This window comes from Planifilum fulgidum (assembly GCF_900113175.1).
Taxonomy (GTDB): Bacteria; Bacillota; Bacilli; order Thermoactinomycetales; family DSM-44946; genus Planifilum; species Planifilum fulgidum.
In genome coordinates this window covers 33,533-49,025 of the sequence record NZ_FOOK01000014.1, presented here as the reverse complement: position 1 = coordinate 49,025, position 15,493 = coordinate 33,533, and the positions used below count along the sequence as shown (strand labels likewise).

General features: G+C 58.4%; 16 protein-coding genes and 1 pseudogene. 7 read left to right on the top strand and 10 right to left on the bottom strand.

All coding sequences use genetic code 11. The annotated features are described in order from the left end of the window. Window position 1: 1 nt before the first annotated feature. Both BM063_RS09430 and BM063_RS09425 read right to left on the bottom strand, forming a co-directional pair. Window positions 2-931, bottom strand: coding sequence for an ABC transporter permease (locus BM063_RS09430; protein ID WP_143085299.1), 930 nt, complete (start codon window positions 929-931; stop codon window positions 2-4). A gap of 167 nt (window positions 932-1,098) precedes the next feature. Next, window positions 1,099-2,727, bottom strand: a complete 1,629-nt coding sequence (locus BM063_RS09425) for a peptide ABC transporter substrate-binding protein (protein WP_245752194.1) — start codon at window positions 2,725-2,727, stop codon at window positions 1,099-1,101. A gap of 270 nt (window positions 2,728-2,997) precedes the next feature. Between BM063_RS09425 and BM063_RS09420 the strand changes: the two genes are divergently transcribed. Then, window positions 2,998-3,348, top strand: coding sequence for a DUF3899 domain-containing protein (locus BM063_RS09420; protein ID WP_092038266.1), 351 nt, complete (start codon window positions 2,998-3,000; stop codon window positions 3,346-3,348). Window positions 3,349-4,390: 1,042 nt separating this feature from the next. Continuing rightward, the gene (locus BM063_RS17255; protein WP_143085298.1) at window positions 4,391-4,699 is read left to right on the top strand and encodes a hypothetical protein; all 309 of its coding nucleotides are present in this window, start codon (window positions 4,391-4,393) and stop codon (window positions 4,697-4,699) included. Window positions 4,700-4,910: 211 nt separating this feature from the next. On the opposite strand, the gene BM063_RS09415 is transcribed toward BM063_RS17255, so the two are convergent. Beyond that, window positions 4,911-5,996 carry a phosphotransferase gene (locus BM063_RS09415; protein WP_092038264.1) on the bottom strand — a complete coding sequence of 362 codons (1,086 nt, stop codon included), beginning with the start codon at window positions 5,994-5,996 and terminating at the stop codon, window positions 4,911-4,913. Window positions 5,997-6,130: 134 nt separating this feature from the next. Further along, a complete protein-coding gene (locus BM063_RS09410) occupies window positions 6,131-6,916 on the bottom strand; it encodes an SDR family oxidoreductase (protein ID WP_092038367.1) in 786 nt (261 codons plus the stop codon). Window positions 6,917-7,089: 173 nt separating this feature from the next. On the opposite strand from BM063_RS09410, the gene BM063_RS09405 reads away from it, so the two are divergent. Next, window positions 7,090-7,638 (top strand): phosphatidylglycerophosphatase A family protein, encoded by a 549-nt coding sequence (locus BM063_RS09405; protein ID WP_092038262.1) that lies wholly within the window; start codon window positions 7,090-7,092, stop codon window positions 7,636-7,638. Here BM063_RS09405 and BM063_RS09400 read toward each other — a convergent pair. The 5 genes from BM063_RS09400 to BM063_RS09380 form a co-directional block, all read right to left on the bottom strand. Continuing rightward, window positions 7,628-8,593, bottom strand: a complete 966-nt coding sequence (locus BM063_RS09400) for an MBL fold metallo-hydrolase (RefSeq protein ID WP_092038260.1) — start codon at window positions 8,591-8,593, stop codon at window positions 7,628-7,630. The two genes, BM063_RS09405 and BM063_RS09400, sit on opposite strands and share 11 nt — an antisense overlap. Before the next feature lie 17 nt (window positions 8,594-8,610). Then, on the bottom strand, window positions 8,611-9,378 hold the full coding sequence (locus tag BM063_RS09395) for a TIGR01457 family HAD-type hydrolase (protein WP_092038258.1): 768 nt from the start codon (window positions 9,376-9,378) through the stop codon (window positions 8,611-8,613). Then, window positions 9,375-10,106, bottom strand: coding sequence for a class I SAM-dependent methyltransferase (locus tag BM063_RS09390; RefSeq protein ID WP_177199077.1), 732 nt, complete (start codon window positions 10,104-10,106; stop codon window positions 9,375-9,377). Before BM063_RS09390 ends, BM063_RS09395 begins: the two co-directional genes overlap by 4 nt. 226 nt (window positions 10,107-10,332) lie before the next feature. Further along, complete coding sequence (locus BM063_RS09385) at window positions 10,333-10,971, bottom strand: helix-turn-helix transcriptional regulator (protein WP_092038254.1); 639 nt, start codon at window positions 10,969-10,971, stop codon at window positions 10,333-10,335. 69 nt (window positions 10,972-11,040) lie between these two features. Further along, window positions 11,041-11,514: a DUF86 domain-containing protein gene (locus BM063_RS09380; protein ID WP_177199076.1), complete on the bottom strand. Its 474-nt coding sequence runs from the start codon at window positions 11,512-11,514 to the stop codon at window positions 11,041-11,043. Window positions 11,515-12,192: 678 nt separating this feature from the next. Here BM063_RS09380 and BM063_RS09375 point away from each other — a divergent pair. The 3 genes from BM063_RS09375 (at window position 12,193) to BM063_RS09365 (ending at window position 13,934) form a co-directional block, all read left to right on the top strand. After that, a complete protein-coding gene (locus tag BM063_RS09375) occupies window positions 12,193-13,116 on the top strand; it encodes a DUF4349 domain-containing protein (RefSeq protein ID WP_245752198.1) in 924 nt (307 codons plus the stop codon). Window positions 13,117-13,231: 115 nt separating this feature from the next. Beyond that, window positions 13,232-13,510: a ferritin family protein gene (locus BM063_RS09370; protein WP_425439147.1), complete on the top strand. Its 279-nt coding sequence runs from the start codon at window positions 13,232-13,234 to the stop codon at window positions 13,508-13,510. A 58-nt stretch (window positions 13,511-13,568) separates the two neighbouring features. Further along, complete coding sequence (locus BM063_RS09365; RefSeq protein WP_092038248.1) at window positions 13,569-13,934, top strand: spore coat protein; 366 nt, start codon at window positions 13,569-13,571, stop codon at window positions 13,932-13,934. 69 nt (window positions 13,935-14,003) lie between these two features. Here the strand turns inward: BM063_RS09365 and BM063_RS09360 are convergent. Then, a pseudogene (locus BM063_RS09360) lies at window positions 14,004-14,617 on the bottom strand (LysE/ArgO family amino acid transporter). Between the two features lie 211 nt (window positions 14,618-14,828). On the opposite strand from BM063_RS09360, the gene BM063_RS09355 reads away from it, so the two are divergent. Beyond that, window positions 14,829-15,485: a MerR family transcriptional regulator gene (locus BM063_RS09355; protein WP_177199074.1), complete on the top strand. Its 657-nt coding sequence runs from the start codon at window positions 14,829-14,831 to the stop codon at window positions 15,483-15,485. The last annotated feature ends 8 nt before the right edge of the window (window positions 15,486-15,493 follow it).

Below are 15,493 nucleotides of genomic sequence, written 5' to 3'. Positions count from 1 at the left end.
CTCACTCCTTCATTCCGGCAACCCGAATCCGGGGATCGATAATGCCGTAGAGGATATCGACGACGAAAACGCTGACCGTGAACAAAAAGGCATAAAAAATGGTGGTCCCCATGATCAGGGTGTAATCATTCGTCATGATGGAATTGACGAAATAGGTGGACATTCCGGGCACGCCGAAGATCTGCTCCACCACCAGCGACCCGGTGATCAGATTGACCGTCAGCGGCCCCAGCACGGTGACGGTGGGAATCAGCGCATTGCGGAGGGCGTGGCGGAAAACGACCGCACGGCGCCCCATTCCCTTCGCCCTGGCCGTCTTGATGAAATCCTGGCTGAAGACATCCAGCAATTCGCTGCGGATGTACCGGGTCACCTGGGCGATGACCAGGAAGGACAGGGCGAGGGAAGGCAGAACCGTATGGGCAAAGCTTCCCCAGCCGCCGGGGGGAAGGATTCCGATCTTCACCCCGATATAATAGGAAAAAACGGCAGCCAGCACGAAACTGGGGACGGACACCCCGAGCACGGCAAGGATCGTCGCCGAATTGTCCACCCAGGTGCCCCGTTTGAGGGCGGCCACGGTTCCGAGCAGAATTCCGATCAGACCGCCGAAAATCAATCCCTGCAGGCCGATCTGCAGTGAAGCGGGAAATCCCTGGGCGATCAGCCCGCTGACGCTCCGACCGTCATAGGAAAAGGACATTCCCAGATCGCCCCGCAGCAGGTTGCCCAGATAGAGGGCGTATTGAACGGGGACGGGTTTGTCCAATCCGTATTCCTCCAGGATCCTTTCCTTCAGCGCGGGGGGAAGTTTTTCCTCGTTGGACAGGGGGCTTCCCGGAAGAAAGTGCATGAGAAAAAAAGTGCACGTGACGACCAACCACAAGGTCAACAGCAGATAGATCAGTCTACGGGCCACATAGCTTCCCACATTCCCACTTCCTTTACACGAAAAAGAACATGCGAAAGGTATATGTCCGCACCCGGACATATACCTTTCCCCTTTTCAGCGGTGTGCCGCGGGATTGCAGACATGGACCCCTCCAACATCCATCATTGCGCGAAATCCGGAAATTGTAAAGCGGTAAATCCATCCCGTTATTGCTTATTTTCGATATACGTTTCCTTCAGGGTGTATTCGACATTGAAGGAGTGGAAGTACAGATTCTTCACATGGGGCTTGACGAGGTAAGCCTGGTTCTTGTAATAGACCGGAGCGATCGCGACCTTCTCCTCCAGCAGAATCCGCTCCGCTTCGATCAGGTCGTTGATCCGTTCCTTGAAGTCGGGATTGCTTTTGGACTTTTTGATCAGCTCATCATATTTCTTGTTGCTCCATTTGCCCACATTGAAGGGACCATCGGTCACCCACATGTCCAGAAAGGTCATGGGGTCGTTGTAATCCGCCTTCCAACCGGCAAAGGAAAGGTCGAATTCTCCCCTCTGCTCCAACTCGATTTTTTGCTTCAAGGGCTGCGGATTCACTTTCACTTTCAGCCCGAGGGTCTTTTCGAGCTGATCCTTCAGAACGACGGACACATCTTTCCGCTCGTCGTTGTAGCTGAGCAGCGTCAGGGTCGGGGGGCTGTCGATGCCCAGCTCCTGCATCCCCAGTTTCAAGAGCTGTTTCGCCTCGGCCGGCTGGAACTGCTGATAATCCCGGGCCTGTTTCCGGAAGGATTCGTTATAACCGAGGATGGACGGGGGAACAAATCCTCCCGCGGGTTGGGAACCGTCCTTGAGAACCTGTTTCACGATCGATTCCCGGTCGATGGCAAGGCTGATCGCTTTCCGGATCTTCGTGTTGGACAAGAAAGTGTTTTTCGTATTGAAATTAATGTACTGAACCAGCGATCCGGAGACCGAAATAAATTCGGGACTGCTCTTGAAGGCTTCGGCAAAGGCCTTGTCCAGCATGGTCATGTCTTTCTGATTGGAGGTGTAAAGGTTCAAGCCCGTGGAGGTGTCCTTGATGATGTCGATTTTCACATCCTGCAGGAATACGGAGTTTCGATCCCAGTAATTGTCGTTCTTCTTCAAGAGGAGACTCTGCTCGTGCGCCCATTCCGCCAGAACAAAGGGGCCGTTGAACACCATTTTGTCCGGTTCCTTGGCGTAATCCCCGCCGAACTTTTCCACGATGTCCTTCCGCTGCGGCAGGTAGGTGGAGAAGGTCGTGAGACTGAGGAAATAGGGAATCGGTTCCTCCAATTGCACCTCGAGGGTTTTGTCGTCCAAAGCGCGAACCCCTACATCAGAGGCTTTGGCTTTTCCCGTATTGTACTTTTCCGCGTTTTTTATGGGATAGAGGATGTAGGCGTATTCCGACTTTGTTTTGGGATCGAGGGCCCGCTTCCAGGCGTACTCGAAATCCTGGGCCTTCACCGGCTCCCCGTCGCTCCATTTGGCGTCGCGGAGGGTGAAGGTGTAGGTCTTCTTGTCCTCGCTCACCTCATAACTGCTGGCGATGGCGGGCTGCGGCTTGTCATCCTTGTCCAAACGCATCAAGCCTTCCATCACGTTGTTCAGAATCGTTCCCGAAATGACGTCCGTCGAGGTGGCGCTGTCCAGATCGGCGGGCTCGTTGTTGGTCACCAGTTGGAGCACCTGGGGCCCCTGGGCTCCCTGATCTTCCATATTCCCCTGGGGTTGGAGTCCTCCGCAGGCGGTGAGCAGCGCGGAAAGCACCAGCGCCGCCGCCATCGAGAGAGCAGCTCGTTTCTTCACGAAAAACACGACCTCCTTTGTTGTGTCGTTGGGAACCGGACAAGCAAGCCTCTCCTGGAAAGGATGATTTCTGCGAATTTTAAAGAAAAAGCGGACAAGAAAAATCCGAACCCCGGACCGACATGAAACCTTGTATATTATATAGGAAAAAGGTTAAATAGAAAAGAGGTCGGCCATGGAGCGCGCCGCGCTCCGCCGGTGGATTGGCCGGATCACCCGCACGGCACGGCCTCCCCTGATGCCGATCAACCGGAAGATGGGAGGACAAGCATGTTTCAAATTCGGAAGCACTTCCGCAAAACGATGCTCCTTCTGGCGATCGGAATCCTGCTCTGCGGAACTTATTCCCTGTCGGACCGGCTGAAATGGATTGATTCGCTGTTCATAACCGGTCTTTTGTTTCTCGTCGTCGCAGGAGCGGTGACCGTATGGAAGGGAGGATTCTTCCGCGTTTTTGTCATGGGATTCCGCAGGCAATTCGGCCGGTGGGAAAATGACTTCCCAGCAACGGAGGATTCGCCGGATTCCCCCCGGGAAAGGTCCCGCCCGTGGATCATTCCCGCCTTCTTCACCGCGGGACTGGTCCACATTCTCCTCTCCATTCTTCTGCTGTTACTGTGATGCCGTGGTGCGAAATGAAGTCCAAAACCGCCCTTGCTTCACCCTCTTCCTCTTGATCTCCTTTTCTATCTATCCTACCACAGGATTCGACATGGGGGAGCCGTTTCCAGGGAATTCTTCCGATCCGCCTTCACGCCGAAAAGCGTCCGCCAGGATTCTGGCGGACGCTTTTTTAGCGGTGGCGGCGCCTGCCCTGTTTGATCCTCATAACCATTACGATGCATTCCGCCGACATCCCCTCACCCCCCGAAGTTTGTGCCGCCCTTTCAGGGGTCATGCAGGTGCAACCCTTCGAAGCTGGCCGGTTTTCCCGCCAGACATCGCCCCAAGGGAAAAAACCGCCCGACCGCGGGTGCGGACATCGCCAAAGGGGAGCGGCGAATCGGCGATCAAAACGGGAGCTGCTCGATCCCTTCATCCCCTCAAGCCTAATCTCCTCACCCGCCGGCTTCCGTATCCTCGAACGATTTCCCGCCCCGGTGGAGTTCAAGGCGATCCGGGCGGAGGGGGCAAGGGCGATCAAACAGGGGGTGACGCGATGATCAGCCTGTTCGGGCCCCGCGGGGCAGAGGGTTGTCCGCCTCGGCCCAGCAATCGCGTTCATCAGCCCGTCTCAACCATCCGGAAGGTGTGAATCTCTCATCTTGGAACAAAGCCTCCTTGTCCCCTCCCCGGCTCGGACAGGTAGTCGCCCATTCCCGTTTCCTTCACCCGTTGCCGCCCCTGGATGACGACTCTCCGCGGGTCTTCTCCACTTGGGGCAGCCGGGCGGCGGGGGATTTACGGAACGGGCGAGACAAACGTGACCGCCCCGTGGAACGTCCCGTGCCAGCTCCTGGGTGGGGAAGCGGTGCATGCTCTCCTGGACAGTATGGATAAAGGTGTGCATCGCGGTGATCCATTCGGCAAACGAAAGCCAATCCCCCACCCGCACACCCTCCTTGGTGATTCCCAGAGAGAGGTTTTGTTCCAATCCTTCGCGAAGGCCGCTTCCATTCTTCCGCCTCCGCTTCGCCGCGGGAAAGGGGCTGTCCCGCCGTCGATGGAGAAAGAGACCGGTTTGAAGCCCGAGGTTCTCCGGGGGGACGGAGGACTGACCAACCCGCATCCGATGCAGTTTCAGGCAGCTGATTTGACGGATTTAATAACCAGATATAGAAATGCAGCAATTGCTCACGGAAAATCCAGTGAAACAGGTGATTGGAAAACAGGAAAATTAAATTACGATATATTAAGTGAATGCTATGCTAAATTGAAGTCCTCCTGCGGAACAGTCCGGCGCGGAGGATTTAACGGCGCGCAAGAAGCGGCTCGCCTCGCCTCTTGGGGATCGCCGCAGGTTGGCGGATAGAAAAAAATAAACAACGCGCGTCCTCCTCCCGAACCGCCCGTGTTCCCCACAGCACTCCGGAAGAAGGCGGGAAGCACGCATGGGGTGGAAAAACGGCACTCCGTCTGGTCCGACAATTTCCGGCCGGTTCCGACAGCATTCCGCTTTCTTGATGAGGAAGGGGGGTGCCTTTGGAAACGTCAATTCAGCCGGTAAGGCGAATTCCGCTTGATCAAGCGCGGAAGCCTTCGGAACCTTGCTCCAGCCAATCCACCCGCGGGATCTTCCGGCCGAGGGCCTCCCTGACGAGATCGGGAAAGCGGCGCAACAGGGGAATCTTCTTTTCCTCCACGGCAACCGCCTGCGTCAGGTGAAAGGCCGCCTGATCCGGAGGAAGGGATTGCTCCCCGTAGACCCGGTCCAGCGCGCGCATCAGCCGGTGCGGATAGAGAAAGAGCGCGTAAATCAGGCAGAGCTCCTCTTCCATCAAGCGATCCGCACGCTGGTACTCTTTCAGCAGGGCGGCGACCAGGTCGAAATCGCCGGTGCGGCCGTAGGCGTACAACAGCCATTGGGCGATGTCCCGGGCCCGCACATCCCAGGCCATCCGGTTCCAATCGATGAACCGCACCGCGCCCCTCTCATCCCGAAGCATATTCCCCTCATGCAGATTGCCGTGACAAACCAATCCCCGGTCCGCAATCTCCGGCGACAGGGGATCCGCCCCCGACCGGTGGAGATACCGGATGGCGTTCTCCGCCATGCCCTCGGCATAGGGGGCCACATCGCGAAAGGCGTCGTCAGCCTCGACGGCAACGCCGCTCCAATCGACGGCCACCCGGTACAGGCCAATCCGGTCGACAGCCCTTTCCCAGGCGCGGGACCAGGAAACGCGGGCTTGAAACGGGGGAGGACTGAGCCCCCTCGTTCCCGCGTGAAGCCGGGCCAACCCCCAACTGGTGTCCCGAAAATCCTTCGGACGGACATAAGGGACGGGTTTCCCGGGGATCCAGGGCAACAGGACATAGCTTTGGACGTAACCGGCAAAGGTATACCCTCCCGAACGGGTGCGAAGGGGTACGGGAATCCGACCGGCTTCCGCAAAACGCAGGTGCCGCCCCACCTCCGCCACCCCTCGCCAGTGGGCCTCCCCTCCCTTCCCCGCCCGCTTCAGGGCGAAGGCTCCCCGATCGGTGTCGATTCTGAGCACGCCGCCCACCGGCGCGGCTCCCTCAAGACGCAGGCCGTAATGGGCCAGAAGCAGTTCGTCGATCCGTTCTTCGCCGGTCCACCGGGTCACCTTTTCCAGGACGGACATCCTTCCATCATCCCTTTCGCTCGAGTCCGCCTGTATCACGGTATGTCTTTGAGGAGAAGATCTTTCCCTTTTTTCGGGGGATGCCCGGGACGCAAAACAAAAAGGATTGCGCCCCGAAAGGCGCAACCCCCGAATTACTTTCCCGCTTTGGAAACCGGGTGAATCACGTCCAGACCTCCGGTGACATTGATGATGTTGCCCGTGACAAAATCCGATTCGGGTTCGCACAAAAACCGGATGACCCGGGCCACATCCTCCCCGGTGCCCGGACGCCCCCGCGGCGTTTCCTCGTCCCGCTGCCCGCTCACATCGCCGATGCGCTTTTCTTTGTTCTCCCCTACGATGTCTCCCGGACAAACCATGTTGACGGTGATGCCGAAAGGCGCCTCTTCGACGGCCACGCTCTTGACGAAGGACACGAGCCCCGTCTTTGCCGCGGCATAGACGGCCCGGTCCGGCCAGGCGGGAGCTTCGCCCGCTCTTCCAAACCCGAAAAGCAGGATCCGGCCGCCGCCCTGCCTTCGCATGTGCGGCAGAACGGCGCGAACGGCATGGAGCGCGCTGCGAAAATTGCCGTCGATCAGCTCATCGATCTCCTCCGGGGTGTAATCGGCAAAGCGACGCCGTTCCCGGATGAAGGGACCCACGGCGTGCACCAGGGCGTCCACCCTGCCGAAGTGCTCCAACACCCGGCGGACCAAGGCATCCACTTCCCGGGGGCGGGTGAGGTCCCCCTGAAAAATTTCCGCCGTCCGCCCGGCGTCCCTCAGCCGGCTGCACAATTCCCGGGCCGCTTTCTCATTTCTCCGAAAATTGAGGGCGACGGCCCAGCCCGCTTCCGCCAAGAGCGTGGCCGCCATGCGCCCCAATCCCCTCGCACTTCCCGTAATCAGCGCCGTCGGCTGCGCACCGGTTTTCATAACCACCCTCCTCGGAAGTTTGGTGAAAAAAGCACCGAAGGGAGGCGCCGGGCGCCCCCGCCGCATTCCGTTTTCTTTTTCCGCAGACCCCCCGTGACAGGGGATCACCCATTCATATTCCTCCGGACGCCGGCAACAATATCCCTGTAATCCCCTGGGAGGAGGTTGGCCGCATGCAGACGGAGCAGACGGTCGCAACGGAAAATTCGATCCACAGGACCACTCTGAACTGGCTCCGCGAGCGGGGCGTCCGGCTGGAGGACATCGCCGATCTGGTTTACCGGCTGCAAGGGGAATTTTATCCCGATCTCTCACTGGACGAATGCATCCATCACGTGGAACGGGTGCTTCAGAAGCGGGAGGTGCAAAACGCCGTCCTGACCGGCATTCAGCTGGATCTCATGGCCGAGAAAAAACAGCTGCTCTCCCCGCTTCAAGATCTGATCTATCAAGACGAATCCCTTTACGGGGTGGACGAAATTTTGGCCACCTCGATTCTCCATATTTACGGCAGCATCGGAATGACCAATTACGGCTACATCGACCGGGTGAAGCCGGGCATCCTGGGCCGGCTCAACAACAGGGAGGACGGACAAATCCACACGTTCCTGGATGATTTGGTCGGGGCGATCGCAGCCGCGGCCGCCGCCCGCCTCTCCCACAGCCGGAAGAGAGCCCGGGACCTCCAAAACGGGGAACCCTCGGACCCGCTCACGGATTAAGGGCGTAAAGCAGGGTTTTTCCCCGCTCCTCCAAGGTCACTTCCCCGCGGTGACGCAGATATTCCAGATGGGCCAAGGTCTCCGAGAGGGCAAAGCGCAAATTGTGAATCGACAGGTTGCGGCCGAAGATCTCGAAACAGATCTCCGCCGCCGGAAGCGGCCCCGCCTTAAGGAGATCTTTCATCCGCTCCAGCCTCACCCGGTGATGTTCCTTCAGCTCCGCGATCCGCTCCCGGTAGGTGTCGAAGACGGGCCCGTGGGCGGGAAACACCCGCTTCACCGGAAGGCTTTCCATTTTATCCAGGGTCGTCAGATACGACTTCAGGGGATTGGGATCGCAACCGGGCCAGAGGCTGATGTTGGGGGTGATTTTGGGAAGCAGAAAATCGCCGCCGATCAGCCACTTGCGCTCCGGATCATAAAAGCTCAAATGGCCGTCGGCGTGCCCCGGCGTGTGCAGAATCCGGTACTCCCGATCGCCGAGTCGGATCGTTTCGCCCCCCTGGATGAAGGTGGGCTCGGGATGGGGCTCCACCCATTTGCGAAAGTCCCGCAAATGTCCCGGAATCCGGGAGGTCCAATCCTCGGACAAACCGTGGCGGGCGTACAGATCCGCCAGCACCTCCGGCGCGTCGGACCCTTCATCCCAGAAGAAGCGGGCCTGTTCGGCGTCGGTCCGGGACATCAGCACCGGCGCCCCCGTCACCTGCTGCAGTTTCCCGGCCAGGCCGTAATGATCGGGGTGGTAATGGGTGAGAACGATCTTTTCCACCTCGTCCCAACGCCAGCCCATCTCCTTCCGGGTCTGTTCCCACAGGGCCCAGTCCTCCTCGCAATTCAGCCCGGCATCGATCAGGGTGTACCCGCCGGATCCCCGTATGACGTACGCCTTGATGATCTTGAGAGGAAACGGCAAGGGCAGGGGTACTTCGGTCAAGTCTTCCCAATGATTCATCCTTCGACTCCTCCCGTTCAGAATAAGTTCCAGTCACGGAGATCCTCCAACGCATGGGTCGGCCGGACCTCGGAGGAAAGGCAGTCCGCCGGAGCGGTCACCCCGGTAAAGACCAGCAGGGTGTCCATCCCCGCGTCCCGGCCTCCGCGGATGTCCGTCTCCAGATTGTCTCCGACCACCAGCGTCTCCTCCGGCAAAGTGCCGAGCCGCTCCAGGGCGTATCGGAAAATCAGCGGTTCCGGCTTGCCGGTGAACACCGGGCTGACCCCCGACGCGGCGGCGACGGCGGCGCACAGGGAACCGTTTCCCGGCAAGAGACCCTCCTCCGACGGGATGACCCGGTCCCCGTTGGTGCCGATAAAGCGGGCGCCGGCCCGGATCTCCAGACAGGCTCGCTTCAGCTTGTCGTAACAAAACTGACGGTCGATTCCGACCACCACGGCCTCCGCCTTCTCCTGAACCAACCGGCAGCCCGCTTCCCGCAGGGCCGCATGAAGGCCTTCCTCGCCGATCACATACACTCTCGGATGTTCTCCCTTCCCGGTCAAAAGGCGCGCCGCCGCTTGAGCGGAGGTGAACACCTGCTCCTCCTCCACCGGAAATCCCAGTCGCCGCAGCTTGTCCGCCACTTGTCCGGGGGTGCGGGAGGAGTTGTTGGTCAGAAACAGGTGCGGAATGCCCCGCTTCCGGAGTTGTTCGACAAAAAATCGGGCTCCCGGGATCGCCTGGTCGCCCCTGTAGAGGGTGCCGTCCAGGTCGAGAATATAGCCTCTGTAGCGCTTCATTCGGGCCGCCGCCCCGCGATGATCATCCGGCGGCTCCGTTCCGTATGGGGGTTTCCTTCGAAATCCCCCCACACCTGCTGAACGGAGAGGCCGGCCCGCCGCATCATTTCCTCCATCTGATCCCGGGAATACATCTTCACCCGTTCCTCATACCGCCTTTCCCCCCGCGCGTCGGACACGAAAATCCGCTTGCAAACCACATCCCCTTCGATCCATCGCTCTTCCCGGATCTTCACCTCGTCCTCCTCCCGCTCGCTCACGGGCACAAGGCTCCGGAGGACCGCAGGGCGGTTCAGGAAATCGATCAGAAAACGCCCCCCGGGTTTCAGCACGCGGCGGATTTCGGCCAAAACCCGTTCATTGTCCCGGTCCTCCACAAAATACCCGAAGGAGGTGAACAGGTTGAGAACCACATCAAACATCTCCTTCGAGAAGGGGAGGGAGCGCATGTCCCCGTGGACGAAACGGACGGGAAGGCCCTTCGAGAGCGCGACCGCATGGGACAGCAGGGTTTCCGACAGATCCAGCCCCGTCACGCGGTATCCCCGCCGCGCGAGGGCGATGGAGTGGCGTCCCGTTCCGCAGCACAGATCCAGGATGTGGTCTTTCGGACTCAAGTCCAGCCACTCGACAATCGCATCCACCTCATCTTCCGCATCGGCCATCGTCCGATGGCGGTACACCAGCAGATAGTCTTCTCCGAAACTTTCCTCAAACCATTCCGACACGCGCGTCTCCTCCCTCGGTTGTTGACAAGCGCACAAATCCATTTTACCACACCGCCGGTAGAAAGCCCGACCATGCGGAAGGGATCCGATGCGGAACAAAAAAGAACGACACCGGAAGTGCCGCTCGATCCCGCTTCAGATCATCCTGACGAATTCATCCAATGAAAACCCATATTTTTGTAAAATATGGAAAACGGTTTGAACAATCCTTCCTTTTTTGCCGAAACTACTTCTTCACCGCTTCCCGCGGTCGAATGACGTAGGTGCAGTTTCTTCCCCCTTCGGCCTTGCACTCGATCCGCTCCACGTCGGCCGACAGGACGCTGCGAAACCAGTTGATTTCGGCGGAACAAGCCTGATTGTAACAGCAGGCCACTTCCGAGATGGGACAGTTGAATTCGGTCAGCACGAACGTCCCGTCCCCCCGCGGTTCCCACCGGACCATGTAGCCTTTTTCATCCTGCAGTTCAGCCAGGGTCCGGACGCGCTCCTCCAGCGAATTCCCCTCGAAAAGGTCCCGGTATTCTTCCGTCATCCGCTTCTCCCGCCGCCGGAACAGATCGTTGATGGCCGAGGGGCCTTCCGCATTCTCCAGATCCCGAAGGATGTCCAACACAAATGTATGATAATTTTTCGGAAAAAGGTCCTCCGCCTGATCGGTCAGATCGTACTGGTTCGTGGGACGGCCCATCGCTTGCCTGAGCAGGCGGGACTGGATCAGATTGTCTCGCTCCAGCGTCTGCAGATGGCGACGAACCGCCATCTCGGTGATGCCCAGTTTGGCCGCCAGATCACTGACCGTCATCGGACCTTCCGTTTTCAGCAAATACAAAATCTGCTTGCGAGTCGAGGTGATTTCCTCCATCGTCTTCACCTGCCCTTTCTATTATTTTACCCGAATTCCTGCTATAAGTAAATTTATTAAACGGATATCTTAAAAAAGATTTTGGCGCAAGTAGTCCCGAACCCATCCCTCGAAGGACAAAAGCACCTCCGCCTGCTCCCAATACTTTTCCAACTCGCCGGGGGACAATTCATCGTACCTTCGAACCAGCCGGTCCCGAAATCGCACCAAGTCCCGGATCCGATCGGCCCCCTCTTTCGGGATCACCCGCTCATCCTCCAAAATGTCCACGATGTCGAGATATCCCCCGGGATCCCGCATGATGAAGCCGTCAATCATCGCCGTGCCCACATCGATGATGCATTCCGAGGCCAGGTGGAGCGCCCGGGACGCTGCAAAAAAGAGCACCGGATCCCCTTCCTGCTCCCCGCGGCGGCGCTTCGTCTCCTCCAGCACGGCCACGCAATCCCGGAGCACCCGGAGTTGTCGCTCGATTCGGTCCGTATCCACATCGTACACCACAATGCTTCCCTCCATCCCACATCTGTCCGTGTCACCAAACATTTTAGCGCATCCCTTGCCGGCAAAAAACAGTGCACCGCTCTCCGGCCCTTCCCTTCCCCCGACGGCACCTGCCCGTCCGCGCAAAAAAGGCGCAAATCCTTTGCAACGCCTGGAAAGAGGAGGCCGAGGCAAAGCCCCCAGGCCCGTCCACATGGACAGGAGTTGATCGGACGCAAATCTCCGGGATATGATTTCCGCTTCCTTCGCGGGCGGGTCATCGGCAGGGGAATCGAACACGCGTCAAAGGGACAGGGAATTTCCTCCGCGCCTTGTTCGCCGCCACCGCGCGCCGGGACATAGGAGGAAAAAGGGCTGTGGACCGGACCTGCAACCCGCCCGGCTTGATCGGCCTTCGGATTTCAGCCGCGGAGGGCCGTCCCGCCCCCCTTCTCGAGCGCAAATGGCGTTTCAGCCCCGGCCTCTCCCAGCGACCTCCGCCACGGGCCGGCAGAGGGTTTTCCCGGATTTCACCCGGTGTTTTGGGAATCGTTCCGGGCGCTTAAGCAGCCTTCTTTGCGGATCGGCACCCGGAACGGGGGACGACTGCAAAGCATTCCCGCCGCCTGGATGCGGGGCCCCTTCCTCCTCGTCTCCGCAAAAGACCGAAGACGGATCTGCAACTTTTCGTCCCCTTCTTCGTCTGAAAGGCAGACACGAAGGGAGGAGCAGGACGTGAAGATGTGGCGCAGGATCGGATTCTCACTGTTGGCAGTCATCCTGCTGGCGGGATGTTCAACGGAACGGACATCCCCGCAGCCCGAAAATCGCACCGTGCAAAGGAGACTGTTGGAACCGCTGGTTGTCAAACAGGAAGCGATCGATCCCCAGGCGCCTTCCGCCTCCTCATCGACGGAACAGGCCCTGAAAAAGGCCGGGCAACCGCACGCCCCGGCGGATGAGAAGGTGCCGCCGGAGCAAAAGGTGATCTACCGGGCCGATGTGGACATGCGCGTCTCCCGCTATGAACAGGCCCGGGAACAGATGGAAAAGGAAGCCCGGAAACTGGGCGGCTACATCATCAATGAAACCGAATCCAGGGACGGCAAAACCCTCCGGGGGACGATCGTTTTCCGCATTCCCCAACAGCGATTTCAGGATTTTCTCTCCGCCCTGGAAAAACAGTCGGTGGAAATCACTTCAAAACAGATCCAGGGAACCGATGTCACCGAGGAATACGTGGACCTGAAATCCCGCCTCCGGGCCAAACAGGCCGTGGAAAAACGGTTGATGGAACTGATGAAACAGGAGAAAAAACCGGAAGATCTCCTAAACATCACCAACCATTTGTCCCAGGTGCAGGAGGAGATCGAACGGATCAAGGGACGCATGCGCTATCTGGACGACCGGATCGACTATGCCACCGTCACCGTCAACCTGGAACAGCCGATCGTCCTGGAAAATCCGAGCGCGGGTCTCTGGCAGCAGATCCTCCAGGCCTTTGTCGATTCCACCGCCTGGCTCCTGAACACCTTCAGAAAAGCGCTGATTCTCCTGGCCGCCGCCCTTCCCCCGCTCCTGATCCTGGCGGCGATCGGCATCCCCCTGTGGAGACGGTACCGCCGCCGCCGGGCTTCCGCGGCGCCGCCTCCGGATGAAAAATAAAACGGACAGAAAAACCGGACGGGACAGCCCCTCCGGTTTTTCTTCGTATCGAGGGCGCGAATAGGATCGCCAAGATCTTCAAACAATGAGAAAGGATGGTGAATCACGGAAAGGAGTGAGCCCTTTGCAACTGTCCACCAAGGATCTTCACTATCTGAAGGATGAACTCTCCTGGGAACTGTTGGCCATGAAAAAATGCCATCACTACGCCCAGGAATGCCAGGATCCCGAAATTCGCCAGCTGCTCGACCGGATCGGAAAGATTCATCAGCAACATTACCAGATCCTGCTGAACCAGCTAAGCCCGTCCGGTCAGCCGACCATGCAGATGCAGTCCTCCACGGGAACCCACGCGACCTCCCCCTCCACAAACTGGGAAGGCATGCAGCCGTAAGCCGCTTTTTTCACCAGGCCTTGCGCCAAAGAAATTCCACAAAAGGAGGATCCCGATCATGCAATGGCAGTCCCAACATCCCTCCTCGCCCTACCATCCGCAGGGAACACCGTCAGGAGGGCAGCAAACCGGCCTTCCCCGGGTCAAGGGGCCGGAGATGAACGACCGGGACCGGATCAATGATGTGATGGCGACGGAAAAATATCTGACCACGGCCTACAACATCGCCGTCAACGAGGCGAGCACCGAACAGCTCTACCGCACCCAGATGAACCTTTTGAACGAACTGCATCAATGTCAACGGGATCTTTTCAATCTGATGCACCGAAAAGGATGGTATAAAATCGATCAAGCCCAGGCACAGGACGTCTACCAGACCGCCCAACAATTCGCCAATTACCAGACCCAGTTCCCCTATTCCTGAGCGGGACCCCGACCGGAGGGAATGCCGCACGGCGCCCTCCGGTCCCCTTCAGAAGGCAAAAACAAAGCGTCATTCAAGCAGCAGCACCGTCATGTAAACCGCACTCGCCCAGATAAAGAAGGCCGACAACTTGTTCAACACCGGGATGAATCCCGGTTTCATTTCTTTCAGCACCCGCCCGGCGACGGCCAAAAAGACAAACCAAACAAAGGAGACCAGGATGCAGGCGACGGTGAATCCCATTTTTTCGGCGCCCGCGTATTGCAGCGAACTGGCTCCGATCACCCCCACCGTGTCCATGATGGCATGCGGGTTGAGCAGGGAAACGGAACCGGCGAACATCACTTGTTCCCTCGGGGAAATCGCCGCCGTCTCCCGCAACTCCCCCGGAGCATCCCCCCGGCTCCGCCAGGTGATAAAACCCATGTACAGGAGAGAAAGCAGACGCCGACTCCCAGCAGGGCGTAGCGAAGCCAGCTCACCGCAAGCACCGCCACGGATATGCCGGTCACCGCAAGCAGAATAAGCAGGGCATCGCAACACGCGGCCGTCAACACGGCCGGCAGGGCACGCGCCAAACGGGGCTGTACCGCCCCCTGGTTGAAGATGAACACATTTTGCACGCCCAAGGGCAAAATGAGCCCCAGCGCCAACACCAGACCATGAATAAAGGCCGACAGCAATTCGTCCCCTCCTCCGATGATTGTGCCAATAAGCCATTAAGTACCCGATTTCCGCCGATTGCGCAAGACCCAAATTTTCCGCCAAGACGGAAAGCTTGTCAAAGTCTCGATTTGTTTGTTCTTTGATGACATCCTTTGTCGCCCAGGAAGGATTCATCAATTTATCCTCGAATTGGTAATGATGAAGCATGCCATCGGGGAGGGTAACGGTATGGAAAAAAAGCACATCACCACCCGGGAGGCCGCGGAACGGCTGCGGGTTCACGCCCGGACCATCCGCAAATGGATTGATGTGTTTGAAGATTACATCCATCCCGAAGTGAACGACCGCGGCCATTACATTTTCACCGAGGAGGGATTCCGCCGGCTGGCCGACATCCAAAACCGCCTGCAGAAGCCGAACAAATCGATGCGCCAGGTCCGCCAGGAACTGATCCAGGAGGGAAAACTGGAACAAACGCCGACGGAGACCCCGGAATTTCTGGAAAACATCGATCCGAACACCAAGGTGGCTCCCTTCATGAGCGCCGAAAAGGCGTACAGGTACATTATGGACACGGTAAACTACATCAACGACACGCTGGAGGAATTGTCGGGCCGGATGCAGCGGATGGAAGACCAGGTTTTTAACCTGTACGGCGCCCTGGAAAAACTGGAAAACAAGATGGCCACCCAAAAAAACGCCCTTTACGCACCGGCCAAGGAAGTGCAGTCCATGTTCGACGAGATTCGCAAAATGCATGAGCAGTTGAAAGCCGAACTGCGCAACGTTTCCTTCTCCCAGCGTCTGGCGGCGGCCACGGAAAGCAAATTTGTCCCCCGAAAGGAACGGAAACCGAGAGCGGCTCGGTTTTTCGGAATATTTTAAGGAATGGG